This window comes from Phycicoccus ginsengisoli (genome assembly GCF_054779295.1).
This window is the reverse complement of sequence record NZ_BAAGYN010000002.1, coordinates 223136-243193: the sequence shown is the minus strand read 5'-3', so window position 1 is coordinate 243193 and position 20058 is coordinate 223136. Positions and strand designations below refer to the sequence as shown.

Annotated in this window: 19 protein-coding genes and 3 tRNA genes; 3 read left to right on the top strand and 19 right to left on the bottom strand. The window is 71.8% G+C overall.

Features of this window, described 5'->3' with window-relative positions:
• Positions 1–3 precede the first annotated feature (3 nt).
• The 10 genes from ACYVDO_RS03765 to ACYVDO_RS03720 form a co-directional block, all read right to left on the bottom strand.
• Positions 4–522, bottom strand: a complete 519-nt coding sequence (locus ACYVDO_RS03765; protein WP_460932888.1) for a cupin domain-containing protein — start codon at positions 520–522, stop codon at positions 4–6.
• Positions 519–875, bottom strand: a complete 357-nt coding sequence (locus ACYVDO_RS03760) for a cupin domain-containing protein (RefSeq protein ID WP_460932887.1) — start codon at positions 873–875, stop codon at positions 519–521. Before ACYVDO_RS03760 ends, ACYVDO_RS03765 begins: the two co-directional genes overlap by 4 nt.
• Positions 872–2464: an FAD-dependent monooxygenase gene (locus ACYVDO_RS03755; RefSeq protein ID WP_460932886.1), complete on the bottom strand. Its 1593-nt coding sequence runs from the start codon at positions 2462–2464 to the stop codon at positions 872–874. The genes ACYVDO_RS03760 and ACYVDO_RS03755 overlap by 4 nt, the downstream gene beginning before the upstream one ends.
• A gap of 10 nt (positions 2465–2474) precedes the next feature.
• A complete protein-coding gene (locus ACYVDO_RS03750) occupies positions 2475–3221 on the bottom strand; it encodes an SDR family NAD(P)-dependent oxidoreductase (RefSeq protein ID WP_460932885.1) in 747 nt (248 codons plus the stop codon).
• A complete protein-coding gene (locus ACYVDO_RS03745; protein WP_460932884.1) occupies positions 3218–4276 on the bottom strand; it encodes an Ldh family oxidoreductase in 1059 nt (352 codons plus the stop codon). The genes ACYVDO_RS03750 and ACYVDO_RS03745 overlap by 4 nt, the downstream gene beginning before the upstream one ends.
• Positions 4277–4433: 157 nt before the next feature.
• On the bottom strand, positions 4434–5120 hold the full coding sequence (locus ACYVDO_RS03740; RefSeq protein ID WP_460932883.1) for a GntR family transcriptional regulator: 687 nt from the start codon (positions 5118–5120) through the stop codon (positions 4434–4436).
• A gap of 524 nt (positions 5121–5644) precedes the next feature.
• Positions 5645–5719: transfer RNA gene (locus tag ACYVDO_RS03735), tRNA-Val, on the bottom strand.
• Between the two features lie 40 nt (positions 5720–5759).
• Positions 5760–5830: transfer RNA gene (locus tag ACYVDO_RS03730), tRNA-Cys, on the bottom strand.
• Positions 5831–5853: 23 nt separating this feature from the next.
• Positions 5854–5926, bottom strand: a tRNA-Gly gene (locus tag ACYVDO_RS03725).
• A 103-nt stretch (positions 5927–6029) separates the two neighbouring features.
• Complete coding sequence (locus ACYVDO_RS03720; RefSeq protein WP_460932882.1) at positions 6030–7358, bottom strand: YihY/virulence factor BrkB family protein; 1329 nt, start codon at positions 7356–7358, stop codon at positions 6030–6032.
• A 33-nt stretch (positions 7359–7391) separates the two neighbouring features.
• Between ACYVDO_RS03720 and ACYVDO_RS03715 the strand changes: the two genes are divergently transcribed.
• A complete protein-coding gene (locus ACYVDO_RS03715) occupies positions 7392–9038 on the top strand; it encodes an acyl-CoA dehydrogenase family protein (RefSeq protein WP_460932881.1) in 1647 nt (548 codons plus the stop codon).
• A gap of 16 nt (positions 9039–9054) precedes the next feature.
• On the opposite strand, the gene ACYVDO_RS03710 is transcribed toward ACYVDO_RS03715, so the two are convergent.
• From ACYVDO_RS03710 to zapE, 3 genes are all read right to left on the bottom strand, one after another.
• On the bottom strand, positions 9055–9429 hold the full coding sequence (locus tag ACYVDO_RS03710) for a VOC family protein (protein ID WP_460932880.1): 375 nt from the start codon (positions 9427–9429) through the stop codon (positions 9055–9057).
• A gap of 85 nt (positions 9430–9514) precedes the next feature.
• Positions 9515–10477 carry a polyphosphate kinase 2 family protein gene (locus tag ACYVDO_RS03705; RefSeq protein WP_460932879.1) on the bottom strand — a complete coding sequence of 321 codons (963 nt, stop codon included), beginning with the start codon at positions 10475–10477 and terminating at the stop codon, positions 9515–9517.
• Positions 10478–10489: 12 nt separating this feature from the next.
• The gene (zapE, locus tag ACYVDO_RS03700; RefSeq protein WP_460932878.1) at positions 10490–11533 is read right to left on the bottom strand and encodes a cell division protein ZapE; all 1044 of its coding nucleotides are present in this window, start codon (positions 11531–11533) and stop codon (positions 10490–10492) included.
• Between zapE and ACYVDO_RS03695 the strand changes: the two genes are divergently transcribed.
• The gene (locus ACYVDO_RS03695) at positions 11532–12260 is read left to right on the top strand and encodes a dihydrofolate reductase family protein (protein WP_460932877.1); all 729 of its coding nucleotides are present in this window, start codon (positions 11532–11534) and stop codon (positions 12258–12260) included. The genes zapE and ACYVDO_RS03695 overlap by 2 nt on opposite strands.
• Here ACYVDO_RS03695 and ACYVDO_RS03690 read toward each other — a convergent pair.
• Entirely contained in the window at positions 12257–13420 is a 1164-nt protein-coding gene (locus tag ACYVDO_RS03690) for an alpha/beta hydrolase family protein (protein ID WP_460932876.1), read from the bottom strand. The genes ACYVDO_RS03695 and ACYVDO_RS03690 overlap by 4 nt on opposite strands.
• Positions 13421–13473: 53 nt before the next feature.
• Complete coding sequence (locus ACYVDO_RS03685) at positions 13474–15654, bottom strand: ATP-dependent DNA ligase (protein WP_460932875.1); 2181 nt, start codon at positions 15652–15654, stop codon at positions 13474–13476.
• 130 nt (positions 15655–15784) lie between these two features.
• On the opposite strand from ACYVDO_RS03685, the gene msrB reads away from it, so the two are divergent.
• Positions 15785–16210: a peptide-methionine (R)-S-oxide reductase MsrB gene (gene msrB / locus ACYVDO_RS03680; protein WP_460932874.1), complete on the top strand. Its 426-nt coding sequence runs from the start codon at positions 15785–15787 to the stop codon at positions 16208–16210.
• Between the two features lie 14 nt (positions 16211–16224).
• On the opposite strand, the gene ACYVDO_RS03675 is transcribed toward msrB, so the two are convergent.
• From ACYVDO_RS03675 to hemG, 4 genes are all read right to left on the bottom strand, one after another.
• Positions 16225–16659 carry a DUF1810 domain-containing protein gene (locus tag ACYVDO_RS03675; RefSeq protein ID WP_460932873.1) on the bottom strand — a complete coding sequence of 145 codons (435 nt, stop codon included), beginning with the start codon at positions 16657–16659 and terminating at the stop codon, positions 16225–16227.
• Between the two features lie 62 nt (positions 16660–16721).
• Positions 16722–17720 (bottom strand): cytochrome c oxidase assembly protein, encoded by a 999-nt coding sequence (locus ACYVDO_RS03670; protein WP_460932872.1) that lies wholly within the window; start codon positions 17718–17720, stop codon positions 16722–16724.
• A complete protein-coding gene (gene hemQ / locus ACYVDO_RS03665; protein WP_460932871.1) occupies positions 17720–18421 on the bottom strand; it encodes a hydrogen peroxide-dependent heme synthase in 702 nt (233 codons plus the stop codon). Before hemQ ends, ACYVDO_RS03670 begins: the two co-directional genes overlap by 1 nt.
• A 10-nt stretch (positions 18422–18431) precedes the next feature.
• Positions 18432–19949: a protoporphyrinogen oxidase gene (gene hemG, locus ACYVDO_RS03660; protein ID WP_460932870.1), complete on the bottom strand. Its 1518-nt coding sequence runs from the start codon at positions 19947–19949 to the stop codon at positions 18432–18434.
• Positions 19950–20058 lie beyond the last annotated feature (109 nt).

Here is a 20058-nt window from a genome sequence, read left to right as displayed (position 1 = left end):
TGGTCAGTGCGCGTCGGCGGGGTCGGAGTACCACTCGGGCTGGGTCGGGTAGTGCGGACCGTCGTATACCTCGAGGAGGACGGTGTCCTCCTGGGCGAGCGTGGGGCCGTGCAAGCTACCGCTGGGGTTCCAGTAGAAGGAGCCCGGAATGAGGGTCAAGCCGGTGGGCACGTACGTGTACCGGCCGGAGAGACAGAACATGAACTGGTTCGAGGCGTGGCTGTGCCGACTCGGGATGCCGGTGCCCTTGCGGAACCTCACCAGGGAGATCGAGGCTCCGGTGTCGTCGTTGCGCCACAGCGGTTTGTGGCTCAGTCCGTCGAGGGTCTTGTCGAGCCACTCCTCGTCGCGGGAGTGGATGAGGATCTCGCGGAACCTGGCCAGTGCCTCCCCGTCGGGGCCGACGACGTCTTCTTCTCGTGAACGGTCCGGGGCCAGGCCTGAGTAGGCGGCCGGCTCGCTGAGGTTGTTCGCCCACTCCTCATCGGTGACTCCTGCGGGCCGCGTCGCGGGCGGGTTCATGCGCGGGTCTCCGCGAGGTTCTCGCCGAGGTCCTTCAGCTCAACCAGACGCGAGGTGTAGCGAGTGGTGCCGTGGTTGGTGAGCATGTGGATCTCACCGGGGTCGCGGTACACCACGCCGCCGGCCTCTTCGCGCACTAGGCGCGGGTCTCCGCCTGCGAGAGCGTCGATGCGGTTGTCCGCGGCCTCGATGGCGATGACCAGGTAGGGGTTCTCGTGATGGTGCCATGGCTGGTTCGCGCCGGGGTCCAAGGTGATATCCCACACGCGGACGTGGTCGTTCTCGAACACGACCGTCTGGCCAACGGGCCCGAGCTGCACGGTGTTGCCGTCGGGGTCGGTGTGCTGCGTCATCGCGTCTCCTGAGTTCCGCTGGGGTGAGTGATGTTTCGGTAGAGGTCCACGACCTGGTGGGCCGAGGCTGGGCCGTAGGGCAGGATCGCCGCGACATGGCCGTCCGGACGGAGGAGCACAACGCTGTCCGAGGCGAAGCCGAACCGGCGACGGACCCGGTCCGCCGGGTCGAACAGGGCGCGGTCCCGCAGACCGGAGTCCATGGGCGCGTCCCAGCGGTTGACCACGCGGCTCCGCAGGCCGGGGATGTCCTCGGGGATGACGGGGCCCCGGCGGGTGTCGGTGAAGAAGAGCGCGACGAAGGAGTTGGCCACCAGGTCGTGCAGGTGGACCACGCCCTCTGCGCCGTGGAGGGGAAGGTCGGGGGCGCGGTCCCCCACCAGCACCCGGGCGGGTCGGTCGCCGGTCTTGACCATCGACCAGTTTCCGGTGTTCTCCACGTCCAGGCGCACTCCGAGCAGGGCGCGGGTGAAAGCGTTGCCCCAGCCCCCCTCGGTCATCGCGACCATCTGGTCGGAGCGGCCGTCCATGAAGGCCCGGGCCGCTTCGGCCATCTCGCCGGAACCCTTGACTGCCAACGGCGCCTGCTCGCGCTCGTAGCCGTCGAGGAGCGCCTGGTCCGCCCAGCGGCGGTTGACCCAGGCGAGGCGCCAAGGCAGGTTCGAGGCGTCCAGCACCCCCGTGTTCAGGCCGAGTGCCCACATCGGCGTGATCAGGTGGGCAGCGTCACCCATGAGGAAGATGCGGCCCTGCCGCCACATCTCGGCGACCCGGTGGTGGACGGTGTAGACGTTGGTGCCGATCACGTCTATGTCGTCGACCTCGCCAATGAACCGCAGCGCCTTGTCCTTTAGCGCCTGGTGGCTGGGCTCCTCCTGACCCGCCGGCAGCGGGAACAGGAACCGCCAGCAGTGCGGCTGCCGGACTAGGATCATCCACTCCGACGCGTCAGCGAAGTAGGCGAGGTAGGGGTAGTCCCGTGGGTTGCCGGTGTCGAGGTCGACATTGAGGTCGACGAGCATGTACCGCTCGGCAAGTGTGTGGCCCTCCACCTTGACGCCGAGCTGCTCGCGGACGGTGGAGCGACCGCCATCGCAGGCCAGCAGGTAGGCAGCCTTGACGGTGCGCTCCCCCGCCGGGGTGTCCAGGACCAGCTCGACGTGGTCGTCATGCTGGATGAACGTGGTCAGGCGGTGCTGCAGATGCAGTGCTCCAGGGGCCCGCTTCTCCAGTTCCTCCTTGAGGACCGGTTCGAGGTGGTGCTGGGGGATGTTGATGACGAACGGGAAGCGGGTGTCCTCGGTGAGCTCGCCGGTGCGCACGGACAGGGTGCGCTGGTTGGTGGCGCGGTCGAGCTCACCGATCTCGTCGACGCGCAAAGAATGTCGAAGCACTTGGTCCAGGACGCCGTACCGGTGCATCACCTCAAGGGTCCGGGTCAGGATCGTGCCAGCCTTGGTGTCCAGGGAGAGCTCGGAGTCCTCCTCGAACAGCACAAAAGGCACGCCGTAGTGGTGCAGGCCAAGTGCGGTCATCAAGCCAATCGGGCCTGAGCCCACGATGGCGACCGGCAGGTTCTCCTCAGCCATGACTCTCCTTTCAGGACGTCTTCGGGTGCGGTGCGACATGGAAGGCTCGGTCGCGAGTGAGGGTGGAGCCGGTCATGGTGGCCGCGTCGGAGAGCAAGAACAGGAGCGGTCCGACGACGTCGTCCGGCGATCCGATGCCGGTGGTCCTGGCCCAGTGCTCACGTTCGCCGCCCCCGGGGTTGGCGGCCTGGAACTGCGCTGTGTCGATGACGCCGGGAGCCACGACGTTGACGCGCACGCCCTTGTCGACGACTTCGGCTGCGAGGGACTTCACGAAGGGGATGAGTGCGCCCTTGCTGGCCGCGTAGGCCGAGGCCTCGGCGCGCCCCATGTGGGCGAGCCCGGAGGTGAAGGTGATGATGGCACCACGGTTCTGGCGCATCATGGTCGGCAGCACCGCCTGGCAGGCCCAGACCACACCGTCGAGGTTGACGCCCAGGACCCTTTGCCACTCCGCAGGATCCATCTCGGCCACCGGCGTTCGTGGCTGGATCGCTGCACCGGCCACGAGGGCGTCGATCCGCCCGTGGCGGTCGACGGTGGCGTCGACGACCGCCTGCACGGCTTGGCGGTCAGCGACGTCGACGCGATGCTGCTCCACCCGTTCGAGTTGTTCGAGCCGCCTCGAGTGGCCCACGTCCAGCACCACTGATGTGCCACCGGCCAGCGCATAGGCCTCGGCCAGGGCTTCCCCGATCCCCCCGGCCCCGCCGGTGACCAGGAGCACTTCCCCCGTGGCGTCGAAGATGGTCTTCATCGGACCTCCTGCTCGTTGCTGTCGCATGGGTCAAGGGATGGGAGGACGGCGCCAACCTGCTCGGCGCTGCGTCGGAGCCCGTCGAGGACTGATGGCTGCAGAACGATTCCCTCGGTCATGGCTCGCGCCTGCCGCTCCTGCTCGATCTGGCCGGGCAGCAGGACCCGTTCGGTCCCCGGCGCCACTCGAGATCGCAGGACCTCCTGGGCAAGGGCTGCTGCGCGGTGGGCGAACTCGCCAGAGGGATCGAAAGCCGAGGCGTCGAGTGCCAGGAAGAAGTGCGCGCAGTTGTTCGGAGCCGCCACGTCCGCGTAGAGGCCTTGGACGGCGCTTCCCGAGGCGCCGCCGGAGAGGACGCCGGTCAGCATGTCGATGATGAGGGCAAGCCCGAAACCCTTGTGGCCACCGGCCGGGAGCAGCATCCCGGTCAGGGCTGCGGCCGGATCTGCGGTGGGTCGCCCCTCGGAGTCCGTCGCCCAGTTGAGGGGAATCTCGCGGCCGTCTGCGGCGGCGAGGCGGACCTTGCCCAGAGCCGCCTCTGAGAGCGCCATGTCGAGCACGATCGGGTCACGACCAGCAACCGGGATCCCGAAGGCGATCGGGTTGTTCCCGACAACCGGCTCTGCTCCCCCGGGCGCCGGCATGAGCGGCCGGGTGTTCGACGCCGCGACGCCGAGGCAGCCTTGCTCGGCGGCGGCCATGACGTAGCGGAAGGCGCCCCCAAAGTGGAAGGCCCGGCGGACCACCACCGCACCGACGCCGTGGCGGTGGGCCTTGTCGACCGCGAGGTTCATGGCTTGGTCTGACGTGAGCTGCCCCAAGGCGTTACCGGCGTCAAGGACGGCGATGGCGCCAGTGTCCACGATGGCGGAGGCGCGCTCCTCCTTTGACACTGACCCGGCTTCGAGCCGGTCGATGTACATCGGCACGAGCAGGCAGCCGTGTGAGGACACGCCCCGCAGGTCAGCCGCCACCAAACTCTCGGCGACAGCCCTGGCCGCTGATGCACCAAGACCCGCAGCCTGGAAGATCGCCGCGACGGCCTTCTCCAACACATCCGGAGAGAGGACGCGGTCCGCCGATGGCGTCAATGCGGGCGCGGAACCCGCTTTTTTGCGAGGCATGGCATGAGCAAACTTGATGTTTGATCAAATGTCAACGAACCGCGCACGACATCCCGCGAGATGGACAGCCCTGGGCCCGGCCCGCCCGCTAGGGCAGCTGCGCGAGGATTCGCGTTGCCGAATTCTCCAGATGCACGCGAAGGGACGCCTGTGCGCCCGCCTCATCCCCCCGGGCGCACGCCTCCAGAAGGGAGAGGTGTTCGGCATAGGCTTGCGAGTTACGGCTTGCGGCGCCGGGGTTGACGAAGCGGTAGCGCTCGGCGTTCTCCCACACCGGTTGGATCGCCCGCGACAGCCACACCGATCCCGACGCTTTGTAGAGAATGAAGTGGAAGTCGGTGTGCGCCTCCCTGGCGCCGTCCAGGTCTCCTTGCGCCAGCGCCTGTTCATGGCGCTCCAAGGCACCTCGAGCCTGGGTGACCTGGTCAGCGGTGATGCGGGAGGCTGCCTGGCCAATGGCGATGGCTTCGAGGTCCAGACGCGTCTGATGCGTGTCCTCGAAGTCGGCCCGGCTGAGCTCACGCACACGTGCGCCCTTGTGGGGCACGATCTCGACCAGGCCAAGGCTCTCCAACCGACGCAACGCCTCGCGCACGGGCATGTGGCTCATCTCCAGAGCGTCAGCCAACTCAGCAAGTCGCAGCGTGGACCCCGCCGGCAATTGACCAGAAAGGATCATGCGGTGCAGTTCTTCGGTTGCCGCCTCGGCCAGCGTCCTCGGCTGGTGGACGGACGTCGCTGATGAGGAAGCGATCTTTGGGTCGCGTACGGTCACAGTGACCACTCCATTCCGACGTTGCGCTGTGTCCAAGGACCTGTGCCCCGGTAGAGGGCGGGACCGGGCCGAGATGTCCGCGGTCGAGCGCCATGGCGAATGGCAGCACCTCGGGTCTCTCACCGGAAATCTACGTCCCGTCGCGCCCTGGACATTCCTCCGTTCGCCGAGGAGACATCGCCTTCGAACCCTTCCACCCTCAGTCCTGCGCCCTGCCTCGGCAGTTCCGCGTTTCGCGGAGCTTCCAGCCCAGCGTCGTTTGCGTCGGCTGTCCAGGGGTCCTGCTGGCCGAGAGCCCTGGACCCCGCCCGCGCAACCATGGTGACTTCTTCCGTGCGTGGGAAGAGGTCAGGGGTGCTTCGGATGTCCACGCACGTCGACGGACGCGAAGAGGCCGCGATTCCGAGCGAAGTCGGCACGCCTAGTCAATCTCTTAGTCAAGCATCGCCCGAAATCACGTCCTCAATCCGCCGCACGAAGTAGCCCCCGACCTGCGTTTCCGCTGGTCAGGGGCTATTCATCGATGGTGGGCGATACTGGGTTTGAACCAGTGACCTCTTCCGTGTCAAGGAAGCGCGCTACCACTGCGCCAATCGCCCGGGTCGTGCTGGGTTCGACTCCCCCTTGGGGAGCCGTCCGAGGTGGAGACGGGATTTGAACCCGTGTACGCGGCTTTGCAGGCCGCTGCCTCGCCTCTCGGCCACTCCACCATGAAGGCGGTCCAACCCTTCCGAGCGGATGACCGGGCTCGAACCGGCGACCTCAACCTTGGCAAGGTTGCGCTCTACCAACTGAGCTACATCCGCACTGCACGCGCTATTGGTGTCGTTCACGGGCTCTCACCCGCTGCGCGTGCGGTCAGACATTATCCGATGGTCGGACCGGGGTCCAAATCGGGTGCCACGGATGTCATTTGGAGCGGCTGCGCACCGGCTCCCCCACCTCCCGGCGGCTCTCGGGCTGCGCGCCGCGTCCCCTCGCGTGGCTGGCGGCATCCGCGGCAGCGTCCCCGGGGGCGCCCCCTGCCCCGTCCCCGGGGGCGCCTCGTGCCCCGTCTCCCGCGACGCCTCGTGCCGCGTCACCCGCCGCGCCGGCGGCCCCATCGCCCGCCGCGTCCCCCCTCGCGTCCTTGGCACGGCCGACCGCATCGTCGTGGTGCAAGGGCGTCAGCGGCTCACGCGCGGCCGCCCGCAGGCCGGCCACCGAGTCCCCGAGCGACTCCTGCGCGGCGCCGCGCCCCTCGTCGCGACGAGGACGCTCCACCGACGCCGCTCCCGGCGTCGTCGCGCCGCCGCGGGTGTCGGCCACCCGGTCGCGCACCCACTCCACCGTCTGGGCCCGCAGCGAGGGCCGCTCCTCGACCGGCCACAGCTTGCGCACGGCGGCGTTGAGGGCGGCCCCGATGAGGATCGCGATCGCCAGGGCGTACAGGAAGATCAGCAACACGATCGGGGCCGACAACGGGCCGTAGATCGACGTTCCGCCGCGCAGGGACGCCGAGACCGTCTCGCGCACCACGAACGACGCCACCACCCAGATCACCAGCGTGAGGGCGGCTCCCGGCACGTCCCGGAGCCACGGGGTACGGCGCGGAGTCGAGATGTGGAACAACGTCGCGATGCTGGCCACCGCCCCCACGATCACGACGGGCCAGTACAGCCAGGTGAGGAAGCGCACCTGCTCGGGCAGCAGGTCGCCGACCAGGGCCGGCCCGATGATGACGAGCGGGACGATGACGATGCCCACGAGCAGCGACAGGAAGTACAGCGTCAGCGAGAGCACCCGCGTGCGCACGATGCCGCGGACGCCCGACTGCCCGTACATGATCGAGATCGTGTCGACGAAGACGTTCAGCGCGCGCGACCCCGACCAGATCGACAGCAGGAAACCGATGGAGATGAGGTCTCCCCGGCCGTTCTTCAGGACGTCGCGGACCGTCGGGAGGATGGTGTCGTTGACCACCGAGGCGACGAGGAACTGCCGCGAGAAGTCCTGGATCCCGAGGATGACCTTCTGCACGATGTCCTGGCCGAGCCAGTCGCCGATGTAGCCCACGCCACCGATCAGCCCGATGAGCAGCGGCGGCAGCGACAGCAGCATGAAGAAGCCCGCCTCGGACGCCAGACCGGTCACCCGGTACTTCATGCAGACCCGCACCGTCTCGACGGTGAGGCGCGCCACGTGCAGCCCCCCGGGCACCCGGACGAGCGTCCGTCGCAGCCGTGCCCTGACACTCACCCCGCCACGGTATCCCGGCATAGGGTGCCTGACGTGTCCACCCACGCCGTCACCAACCAGGTGCCACCGCTCCCCGAGGCCAACACGCTGACCACCCAGCCCGCGCTCGTCGAGGGCCTGCGCCGGTGGGCCGGCTCCGCGGCATACGCGCAGGTCGAGGCCCTCGGGGCGCGTGCGGGGAGCGACGAGGCACGCACCTGGGCCGTGCAGGCCAACGAGTCCGAGCCGCGGCTGCGCACCCACTCCCCTCGTGGCGAGCGGGTCGACGAGGTCGACTTCCACCCCGCCTGGCACGAGCTCATGCGGGTCGCCGTGGGGGCCGACCTCACCGCCGAGCCGTGGACGGCGCCCGCCGGCTCGGGCGCCCACGTCCGGCGCGCCGCCGGCTTCATCGCGTGGTCCGAGAACGAGCAGGGCCACCTGTGCCCCGTGTCGATGACGTATGCCGCGGCGCCGGCGCTCGCGGCCAACCCCGACCTCGCGGTGGGCTGGGTCCCCCAGCTCGCCTCGCGCGACTACGACTTCGGCCTGCGCCCGGTGGCCACCAAGCGCGGGGCCCTCGCCGGCATGGGCATGACCGAGAAGCAGGGCGGGTCGGACGTCCGCGCCAACACCACCCGGGCCGTCGCCACCCCCGGTGGGCCGCTGGGCGGTGGCGAGACCTACCGGCTCACCGGGCACAAGTGGTTCTGCTCCGCCCCGATGAGCGACGCCTTCCTCGTGCTGGCGCAGACCGACGCCGGGGTGGGCTGCTTCCTCGTCCCCCGCGTGCTCCACGACGGTGAGCGGAACCCCTTTGCGCTGCAGCGGCTCAAGGACAAGCTGGGCAACCGTTCCAACGCGTCCTCCGAGGTCGAGCTCGACGGCACCTGGGGGGTCCGGGTCGGTGACGAGGGCCGCGGCATCCGCACGATCCTCGACATGGTCGCGGCCACCCGCCTGGACTGCATCCTCGGCTCCGCGTCGACGATGCGGGCGGCCCTCGTCCGCGCGATCCACCACGCCCGGCACCGCTCGGCGTTCGGCGCGCTCCTCGTCGACCAGCCGCTCATGCAGAACGTCCTCGCCGACCTCGCCCTCGAGGTGGAGGCGGCGACCACGCTCGCCCTGCGGCTGGCGCACGCGGTCGACGAGGGCGACACGGCCCTCTCGCGGCTCGGCGTCGCGGTGGGCAAGTACTGGGTCTGCAAGCGCACCTCCCCCATGGTCGCCGAGGCGCTGGAGTGCCTGGGCGGCAACGGCTACGTCGAGGAGAACGGCCTCGCCCGGCTCTACCGCGAGGCCCCGCTCAACTCGATCTGGGAGGGCTCGGGCAACGTCAACGCCCTCGACGTCCTGCGCGCCGTCGCCCGGGAGCCGATGGCCGTCGAGGCGTTCCGCAAGGAGGTGCAGCTCGGCGCCGGGCACAGCGCCGTGCTCGACGCCGCCATCGACCGCGTCGACGACGTGGTCCGGTATGCCGCCGAGCCGGGTGCCGCGGTCGGGGCCCGGACCGTGGTCGAGCACCTCGCGGTCACGTTGCAGGCGTCGCTGCTCGTGCGGTTCGCGCCGACGGAGATCTCCGAGGCGTTCGTCGCCTCCCGCCTCGGTGGCGCCCACGGAGCCACCTTCGGCACCCTCGAGGCCGGGCTCGCGGCGTCCAGCGCCCGCGCTGTGGTCGACCGCGCCTGGGCCGGCTGACCCGTGCCGAGCGCCGTCAGTCCTGGATGACCGACATGACGTTGCCCGCGGGGTCCGTGAACCAGGCGATGAGCGGCCCGCCGCCGCGGAACACGCCCTTGGCGTCGGTCTCCATCGGCGTGCCCTCGTAGCGCTCGAACCGGACCCCCCGGGCCGTCAGCTCGTCCACGGCCTGCTCCACGTCGGGCACCGGGAAGTTCAGGACGGTGAAGCCGGCCGGCTCGTGGTCGGCCTTGGGGTAGGCGATGGCGCGGTGCCCACCGCCGAGGTGCAGGGTCAGGATCCCGCCCTGCTCGGTGACCTCGAGCCCGAGGGCCTCGGTGTAGAACCTGCGGGCCGCCTCGGTGTCCGGCACCGAGAACCCGCTGAACGCCTGGGACTCGCGCAGCATGCGCCTCTCCTCTCCTGAGGTACCAGTACGGACCCGGGTCGGCGTCCGAACTCATCGGTGCCGGACGTGGACCCCGGCGCGCGGCTCAGGTCCGCGCCAGCCGCTCCTGCTGCTCGGCGACGTCGAAGTCCGCCGGCGGCCACTGCGGGTCCATCCGCTCGAGGTGCTCGAGGACGAGGTTCTGGACGGCCAGCCGGGCGTACCACTTGCGGTCGGCCGGGACGACGAACCACGGTGCGAGGTCGGTGGACGTGCGCTCCAGCACGGCCTGGTACGCCTCCTGGTAGTGCGGCCACAGCATCCGCTCGTCGATGTCGCCCGGGTTGAACTTCCAGTACTTGTCCGGCCGCTCGAGCCGCTGCCCCAGCCGCGACTTCTGCTCGTCGGCCGAGATGTGCAGCATGACCTTGACGATGGTCGTCCCCGCGGCCGCCACCTTGGCCTCGAAGGCGTTGATCTGGGCGTACCGGCGCGACCAGACCGCCCGCGGCACGAGCTCGCGGACGCGCACAATGAGGACGTCCTCGTACTGCGACCGGTCGAACACCCCGATCATCCCCGGCTCCGGGAGCGCGTTGCGGATCCGCCACAGGAACGGGTGCCGCCTCTCCTCGGCCGTGGGCGCCTTGAACGCCGTGTAGCTCACGCCCTGCGGGTCCATCTGGCCGACGACGTGGCGCATGATGCCGCCCTTGCCCGAGGTGTCCATGCCCTGCACCACGAGCAGCAGCGACCGCCCCCCGTCGCCCTTGGACTCGGCGTAGAGCCGCTCCTGGAAGCCGCTGATCTCCCCCGCCCGGGCGGCGAGGGCGACCTCGCCGTCCGCCTTGTCGCCGTCGAAGCCGGGAGTGGAGCGCGGGTCGAGGTCGGTCAGCGAGAATCCGGGGCCGGCGCGCAGCGCCTCGGTGAACGACACGGGGGCGGGGGCCACGTCCTCGACGTCGGGGACGTCGATCCCGGCGACCTTGGACTTCTTCGTCCTGCCCGCCGTCCCGTTCCTGCCCTTGCCGTTCCTGCCCTTGGCGCCCTTGCCGCTCCCCTTGCCCATTGCGGCATCAAATCACTGGGCGCCCGGACGCGCGAGCGAGGTGAGCCGGGAGAGGGCCCGGAAGTACTTCTTGCGGTAGCCGCCGCGGAGCATCTCGCTGCCGAAGACCTCGCCCAGGGGCAGGCCGCTGGCGTAGACGGGGATCCTGGCGTCGTAGAGCCGGTCGACGAGGACGACCAGGCGCAGGGCGACGGCCTGGTCGGTCACCTGACGCACGTGCGTCCAGCCCATGGCGGTGACGCCTTCGAGCATGGCGCGGTACCGGCTGGGGTGGACCGTCGACAGGTGCCGCGTGACGTCGACGAAGTGGTCGAGCACCGCCTCGTCCTCCGCCGTGGCCGCACGCACCTCGTCCTCGGGGAGCGGCGGCGGGCTGTCGACCGCGTCGCGGTGGCGGTAGTCGGGCCCGTCGACGGTGAGCACGTCGAAGCGCGCCGACAGGGCCTGGATCTCCCGCAGGAAGTCCTCGGCCGCGAACCGGCCCTCGCCAAGCGCGTCGGGCAGCGTGTTCGACGTGGCGGCCAGGGCCACCCCGGCCTCCGCGAGCCGGGCCAGCAGGGTCGCCATCAGCACCGTGTCGCCGGGGTCGTCGAGCTCGAACTCGTCGATGCACACGAGCCGGTGGCCGCTCAGCGCGTCGACCGTCTGCTGGAACCCCAGCGCCCCGACCAGGTTGGTGTACTCGACGAACGTCCCGAAGGCCTTCGGCCCCGGAGCGGCGTGCCACAGCGAGGCGAGCAGGTGCGTCTTGCCCACGCCGAACCCGCCGTCGAGGTAGACGCCACGGCCGTCACCGGTCCCGTTGCCGCGGCGCAGGCGGGTGAGCAGCCCGCCGGCCCGCTTCTCCCCCAGCCCGGCGGCATACGTCTCGAGGCGGCGCACCGCCTCCGCCTGGCTGGGCTGCGCTGGGTCCGGCAGGTACGTCGAGAACCGCTCGCGGTCGAACCGCGGGGGCGGCACCAGCTCGCGCACCAGGCGGTCGCGGTCGAGCTTCGGCGATCGTTCGGTCAGGGAGCCAGGCACGGGGTGCAGCGTAATCAGGCACACTGCGCCCATGCGCATCCTCCTCGGCGGTGCGGGCTCCCCCGCCCCCGGCACGGTCCTCGACGACCGGGCCCTCGAGCAGGTGTATGCGCCGCCCTCCGGTCGCAGCTGGCTGCGCGTCAACTTCGTGTCGAGCCTCGACGGCGCGGGCACCGGCGCCGACGGCCGGTCGGGCAGCATCAACACCCCGGCGGACCACCGCGTCTTCGGGCTGCTGCGCCGGCTGGCGGACGTCGTCGTCGTCGGGGCGGGCACGGTCCGCGCGGAGGGCTACCCGGCGCTGCGCGACGAGGACCCGTCGGCGCCGGTCCTGGCCGTGGTCAGCAACCGCGGCACCCTCCCGGAGACGGTCGCCGCCATGACCTCGCCGCCGGGGTCGGCCCTCCTGGTGACCCGGCACGGCGCCGACCCCGGCGCCGTCGCCGAGGCGCGCCGGGTGCTCGGCAAGGACAACGTCGTCCTCGCCGGCGAGGACGAGGTGGACCTCGTCCAGGCGCGGAAGGCGTTGGAGGACAGGGGGCTGCGGCAGATCCTCAGCGAGGGAGGGCCCGGGCTGTTCGGGTCGATGCTCGCGGCCGGTGTCGTCGACGAGGTCGACCTCACGTGGGCACCCGCGCTCGTCGGTGGCGAGCACCACCGCATCGTCCGGGCCGGCGACCTCGACGTCGCGCTGCGGCCGATGACGCTCCTCGAGGAGGACGGCACCGTGATCGGTCGCTGGGAAGTGCTGCGCGGCTAGCTCGCCGTGAACTCGGCGACCGAGCGCTCCCACCGCTCGGGGTCGGTGTTCCACTCCTTGGTGTGCCGGGCCGTGTCCCAGTGCTCCATCGTCACGAGGTCGGGCCGCGCCCGGGCCAGCTCCAGCGAGGGCCCGACCGGCACGAACTCGTCGTCGACGGAGTGGATCAGCAGCACGGGGTGCCGCAGCTCCGAGGCGCGTGCGACCCAGTTGGTCTGGGCGACGTCCAGCGGGTCGTGCACCCCGACCAGCCGACGGGCCGCGCGACGGCCCATCAGGGCCCGGCTCAGCTCGCCGATGGCGTGCGGCACGCCGTTGAGGGCAGCGTGGTGGGCGAGCACGTCCGCCCAGTCGATGACGGGGGCGTCGAGCACCACGCGGGCCACGTGGTCCGCGAGCCACGACCGGGCCAGCGTCTGCAGCACGATGGCACCGCCCATGGACCAGCCGACGAGGGTGAGCTCGCGCGCCCCGCGCCGCACGGCATACGTCCCGGCGTCCTCGATGTCACGCCACTCGGACAGGCCGAGGTTGTACCGGCCGTCGGGGCCCCGACGCGCGCCGACGTCGTTGCGGTAGCTGGGGACGATGACGTTGATCCCGTTGTCGTGCAACGGGCGGATGGCACGCAGGCACTCGTGCCGTCGCGCGCCGCGCCCGTGGACCAGGACCGCCCAGCGGTCGCTCTGCGCCGCCGCGGGCACCACCCACGCGGGCATCGTCCCCAGCTCGGTCTCGACGTCGACGTACTCGGTGCGCAGGCCGAGCGAGCGGTCCGGCGGCCCCGAGAAGTAGTACTGGTTCCACCGTCCGTAGCCGGCCGCGAGGTGGCCGAAGTCCGTGCCGAGGACGCGACGGCGGACCCGCCCCCTCGCCTCGTCGAGGTCGACGACGTCGCCGAGCCGGACGTGACCGCTCTCGTGGTCGAGCCACAGCCCGTAGCGTCCGGGGACGACCGTCTCCGGCGTGACGCCGAGGGTGACGGTGCCGTCGTCGACCGTGAGCAGGTGGGTGTCGTCGGGGCGGCGCGGGTCCGGGGTCAGGGCCCGGCGGGCGACGTACGCCGCGGCCCCCAGCGAGCCGGCCAGCCCGGTCGCGACCACGGCGCCTCCGGCGAGGGCAGCAGCCGCGCCCGCCCGGCGGGCCGCCGTGCGCTCCACGGCGCTCCCCCCGCCGGCCGCGGCCTGCGTGGTGGGCGGCCTGCCCGGCCCCATCAGGCGTCCGTCCCGCCGAGCACCTCGGCGAGGTCGAAGCTCACCGGCTCCTCGAGCTGCTCGTAGGTGCAGGAGCGGGGCTCGCGGTCCGGTCGCCAGCGGGAGAGCTGCGCGGTGTGCCGGAACCGGCTGCCCTCCATGTGGTCGTAGCGCACCTCCACGACCCGCTCGGGCCGCAAGGGGGTGAACGACAGGTCCTTGCCCGCGTTCCACCGGCTGCCGGCCCCGCTGGTGGGGGTGCGGCTGCCCATGTCCTCCTGCGCCCACGCCCAGGGGTGGTCCTCGAAGTCGGTGACGAGGGGCTGGAGCTCCTCGAAGAGCTCCCTGCGCCGCGCCATGGGGAACGCCCCGATCACGCCCACGCTGTGCAGGGTGCCGTCGTCGGAGTAGAGCCCGAGCAGCAGGGAGCCGACGACGTCGTCGCCGCTCTTGTGCGTGCGGTAGCCGGCGACCACGCAGTCGGCGGTGCGCTCGTGCTTGACCTTGAGCATCACCCGCTTGTCGGGGACGTAGGCGAGGTCGAGCGGCTTGGCGATGACCCCGTCGAGGCCGGCCCCCTCGAACTGGTGGAACCACTCCTGCGCCACGTCGGGGTCGTCGGTGGCCCGGGTGAGGTGGATCGGCGGCTGGGCGCCGGCGAGCGCCTTCTCGAGGGCCTCTCGCCGCTCGGCGAAGGGGCGACCCGTCCAGTCCTCGTCCCCCAGCGCCAGCAGGTCGAACGCCACGAAGCTGGCCGGCGTCTCCCCCGCCAGCCGCTTGACCCGGCTGGCCGCCGGATGGATCCGCTGCTGCAGGGCCTCGAAGTCCAGCCGGTCGCCGCTGTCCGGGCTCACGAGCACGATCTCGCCGTCGATGACGGCCTTCTCGGGGAAGCTCGCGAGGACCGCCTCGACGACCTCGGGGAAGTAGCGCGTCATGGGCTTCTCGTTGCGGCTGCCGATCTCGACCGTGTCACCCGAGCGGAAGATGATCGACCGGAAGCCGTCCCACTTCGGCTCGAAGAGGTAGCCGCCGTCGCGCGGGATGGCCTTGACCGGCTTGGCCAGCATCGGCGCGACCGGGGGGACGACCGGCCCCCACAGCGCCGTGAGGTCGGCGTCGCGGTCGGCCTTGGGGCCCATGTACTCCTCGTCCGCCTTGTCCTTGCGCCGCTTGCTCGGCTGCACCCGTGGGGGCTCGCCGGGCATCTTCGGGTAGTCCGGCGGGAAGTTGAGCTCACCGAGGCCCCGCACGTGCACGTCCTCGTCCCACAGGGCGATGGCGGCATCGACGTCGCCCACTGCCTCGTCGACCCCGGCCCACGCGTCGCCGTCCGCGGCGAGGATGCCGGGGACGGTCCGCACGGTGAAGTCACCGGGCTGCACGTCGCGCAGCGACTCCCAGGTGACCGGCATGCTCACCGGCGCACCGGCCAGCGGCCGGGGGCTGTAGGCCGAGGCGATGGTGCGGTCACGACAGGCCTGGTTGAAGTCGACGAAGACCCGCTCGCCCCGCTCCTCCTTCCACCACGAGGTGGTGACCAGGTCGGGCAGGCGGCGCTCGAGCTCACGGGCGATGCCGATGACACCGTGGCGGACGTCGAGGAACTCACGGGTCGGCGCGACCCGGACGAAGACGTGGACCCCCCGGTTGCCGGAGGTCTTGGGCCAGCCGGTGAGCCCGATCCCGGCGAGCACCTCGCGCAGGGCGTACGCGGCCTCGACCGCGTCGGCGAAGTCACGACCGGGCTGGGGGTCGAGGTCGATCCGCAGCTCGTCGGGCCGGTCGACGTCGTTCGTGCGGACCGGCCAGGGGTGGAAGGTCACGGTGTTCATCTGCATGGCCCAGACGGCCGCGGCAGGCTCGTCGACGACGACCTGGAGGTGCCTGCGCCCGCTGGGGTACGTGCACATCACCGGGTCGATGAAGTCGGGCATGCCCTTGGGCGGGTTCTTGGTCCAGAACTCTTCGCCAACGATGCCGTCGGGGAACCGCTGCAGGGTCACGGGGCGGTGGACGAGGGCGCGCATCAGGCCGTCCGAGACGTCGACGGCATACTGCGCCAGCGCGAGCTTGGTGATCCCCCCGGGCGTCGCGTCGTCGTCGGGCCAGATCAGCCGGTCAGGACTCGAGATCCGCACCGTCCGTCCGCCGTCCGGCCCCCCGGGCACCTCGATCTCGGTCGCCTTCGCCGCCGCCATGGCCCGAGCCTAGTCCGCGGGGTGCGCGGGTCCCGGACCATTTCCGTGCCCCCGGGACCATTTCGGGGGCCCGTGGCGTTGCACCCAGTGCCCACCCATCCGAGACACGAGAGGGCCACGAACCGTGAGCATGAAGAGCACCGACCGCACGTATGCCGTGAGCAAGAGCGACGAGCAGTGGCGGGCCGAGCTCAGCCCCGCCGAGTACGACGTCCTGCGCCGCGCCGGCACCGAGCGTCCCTTCGTCGGCGAGTACACCGACACGACCACCGAGGGCGTCTACGCCTGCCGCGCCTGTGGCGCCGAGCTGTTCACCTCGGACACCAAGTTCGAGAGCCACTGCGGCTGGCCGTCGTTCTACACCCCGCTCGCCGGTGAGACGGTCGAGTACATCGAGGACAGGTCCCTCGGCATGAAGCGGGTCGAGGTCCGCTGCGCCAGCTGCGGCAGCCACCTCGGGCACGTCTTCGAGGGCGAGGGCTACGACACCCCGACCGACCAGCGCTTCTGCATCAACTCGATCAGCCTGACGCTGCGCCCGAAGGCCGACGCCTGAGGTGACGGTCCCGGTCAGAGCCGGATGATGGTGGCGGGGTCCTCCTCGCCGCCGTAGTACTGCGACAGGACCGCGCGGAACACCGCGCGGTCCTCGTCGTGCTCGGCTGCGTGCGCGAAGAGGGTCATGGACGAGCGGAGCTTCACCGCGTCGATCCCGCCGAGGACGGCCTTGGGGTCGGAGCCGCCGAGGTCGCTGAGCACCTGCGCGCACTCCACCAGCCGCGGGCCCAGGACCGGGTGGGCGAGGTAGGCGCGGGCCTCGTCGACACCCGAGACGGCGTACTCGCGGGCCATCGGGCTCGAGCCCAGCCCGGCCACCTGGGGGAAGACGAACCACATCCAGTGGCTGCGCTTGCGGCCGGCGCGCAGCTCGCCGAGCGCAGTGGCGTACACGCCTGCGTCGTCCTGGGCGCGCACGAAGCGCGTCAGGTCGTGGGTGGGTGTCATCCCCCCATCGTGCCCGTGGGCCCGTCGCCGCGCAGTCGCAGGGCCCGGGCCAGTGGCAGGGCTCAGGGCCGCGGCCGCCGGTGCGCGAACCGCGGGTCGGTCTCCCACCAGGGACGGTCGAGGAGCGGCTCGGCGGCTTCGGCCGCGGCCTGTCCCGGGGCGACGGCACCCCGCCCCGGCGCTGTCACGTCGCCACCATCGCCTCCGGCCCGGGCCGCCCTGAGGGCCTGCTCGGCGTCGAGGCGGGCGTCGACGGCGACCGCCTCGCGGGCGTCGGCGCGCACCCACGCCAGCACCGTCGCCGCGAGCAGCGGCAGCCCGACCGCCTCGGCGACGCCGAACATGGCGCCACCGCCGAGCCGCTGCTGCCACAACGGGTCCGACGCCGCGAGGTACGCCGCGACGGGCGCACCGAGCAGCGCGGGCGAGGCCATCACGACCACGCCGGGCACGGCGTCGAACAGCCCGTCGGCGAAGCCGATGAGCACCCGCACCCCGGCCGTGCACCAGGCTGGCACCAGCTCGTCGGCGAGCAGCGGCAGGGTGAACAGGACACCGGTGCCGAGCAGCACGGCATACGTCGCCTCACGCAGCCAGGCGTCCTGCAGGCTGTCGGCGAGCCACGGCGTGACGAAGAGCAGCAGGTGCACGGCGGTGGCGACGACCGACGCCAGCAGCGGGAACATCACCACGCGGGCCACGCGCCCGGACAGCACGCGGTCGAGCCGATGCACTCCCCCACCGAGCGCACGCCGCGTCACCCCCACCGGGTCGCCGAGGGCGAGGCCGACCGGTGTGATCGCGGCGAGCACCGCCGACTGCGCCGCAGCGGCGACGAAGGACTGCCCACGGTCGGCGGCCAGCCCGCCGTCGGTCGCGAGGACCAGGGAGCCCACCCCGAGACCCAGGAACGCCAGCGTGCGCAGCACGCCCACCCGGTGCCCCTGCGCCCGCCCGGCGCCCAGGGCGACGACGTAGCCCACGGCGAGCGCGACAGCGAGCGCCGTCCCGAACGGCGACACGACCCAGCGGGTGAGCAGGTCGGTCACCGGGAACGACATCAGCGCAGCGACGCGACCAGGTCGGCCACCTCGACCCGGCGGCCGGTGTGGAAGGGGATCTCCTCGCGGACGTGCATCCGGGCGCGGGAGGCCCGCAGCTCGCGCATCAGGTCGACGATGCGGTGCAGCTCGTCGGCCTCGAACGCCAGCACCCACTCGTAGTCGCCGAGCGCGAACGCGGCGATGGTGTTCGCCCGGACGTCGGGGTACTCGCGGGCCTGCTGCCCGTGCTCGCGCAGCATGTCGCGGCGGTCCTTGTCGTCGAGCAGGTACCAGTCGTAGGACCGCACGAACGGGTAGACGCAGATCCAGTCCTTGGGGTGCTCGTCCGCCAGGAACGCCGGGATGTGGCTCTTGTTGAACTCCGCGGGGCGGTGCAGCGCGGCCGCGGACCAGGTGCTCTCGAGCTGGCGGCCGAGCTCGGTGCGCAGCAGGGCGCGGTAGGCCGCCTGCAGGTCCTCCATCCGCTCGGCGTGCCACCAGACCATGAAGTCGGCGTCGGCGCGCATGCCGCCCAGCTCGTACACGCCGCGGACGACCACGCCGGTCTCCTCGAGCGAGGCGAACAGCTCCTCGACCTCCTTGGCGACCACGTCGCGGTTCTCGCCCAGCGGTGCGGTGACCGAGAAGACGGACCACATGGCATACCGGATCGAGTCGTTGATCTCACGGATGCGGGACGGGGAGGGCTTGCTGCTCATGCAGCCATTGTCACCCCTGCTCGGCGCGCCCTCTCAGGTGGGTCAGGACCGCCTCGGCCGCCGCCCGCCCGCTGGCGACGCAGGCGGGGATGCCCACCCCGTCGTATGCCGCCCCGGCCACCTCCAGCCCGGGCAGGCCGGCCACGCCGGCCCGGATCCGCCCGACCCGGTCGACGTGCCCGACGGTGTACTGCGGCAGGGCGCCGCCCCACCGCTGCACGTGCGCCTCGACGAGGCGCGGCAGGGGGTGCCCGAGCGCCTCGCTGACCTCCGTCACCGCGAGCGCCTCCAGCTCCTGGTCGGGGCGCTGCAGGTCGGTGGTCTCGCCGTACCGGCCGACCGAGGCACGCAGGAAGACCAGGTCGTCCGCGGCCTGCGCCGCCCAGCCCCACTTGGAGGACGTGAACGTGCTCGCCTTGATGGTGCGCCCCTCGGTGGCCGGCACGAGGAAGCCGGAGCCGGGCAGGTGGCGGACGGCGTCCCGGGCGTCCTCGACGCCGACCGCGAGGGTGACGATCGCCATCGACGCGTACGGGATGTCGGCGAGGTCGCGCGCGACGGCCGGCGTGTGGGGGGCGAGCAGCCTGCCGGTGGGGACGGCGGGCGCGGCGAGGACCACCGCGTCCGCGACGATGCGCTCAGGTGCCGTCGTCGGCCCGACGACGACCGACCAGCCACCGCCCTCCGAATCCGCTCGCGGGGCCACCTGCCGCGCGATCGTCTCGCTGCGGATCTCCACCCCCTCGGAGCGGAGCAGCTCGGTCAGCATCTCCGCGAGCCGGCCGATGCCGCCCTGCAGCCCGGTGAAGACCGGGGTGGGGACGGACGCGGCGCCGGGCACCGGCGCGGCGGCGGGCACCGGCGCGGAGCCCGACGACGCACTGGCGGTCACGGCCTCGGCGTTGGCGGCGGCCGCCCGGTCCGCGGCCGCGCGCGCCTCGGCGAGGAGCGACGCGCCCCGCTGGGCCGCGGCGAAGACCTGCGGCAGGCAGGCGCGCAACGACAGCGAACGCGCCTGCCCGGCATACACGCCCCCGAGCAGCGGCTCGACGAGCCGGTCGACGACGGCGTCGCCGAGCCGCGCCGCGACGTAGTCGCCGACGGAGACGTCGTCGAACTCCCCGCCGCCCCACGGCTGCTCGTCGGCCAGCCGGGCGACCTCGGCGGGGCTGAGGATGCCGGCTGCGGACGCAGGGGTCGACGGGATGCCCATGAGCGTCCCCCTGGGCATCGGCTGCAGCTCACCGCGGGACCAGATCGCGGCCGAGGTCGTCGCCGGGTGCACCCGGTCCGCGCCGAGCCCCACCTCGTCGATGAGGGCCACGGCCTCGGGGCGTCGCGCGAGGACCGACTCGGCCCCCACGTCGAGGGCCACCCCCGCCACCGGCTCGCGACGCAGCTTGCCGCCCGGGCGGTCACCGGCGTCGAGGACGGTGACCGAGACGGCGGCGTCCGCACGCACCAGGGCCCAGGCGCAGGCAAGCCCGGTGATCCCGCCCCCGACGACGACGACTCGTGACCGAAGCATGTCCACATGCTGTCAAGACCGTGACTGTTCCGATACCGGGGGCTGGGAACGTCGCGACTCCAGCGCCAGTCGCACCGGTGTCCGTTCGTTCCACCGTGCAGCCCGTAGG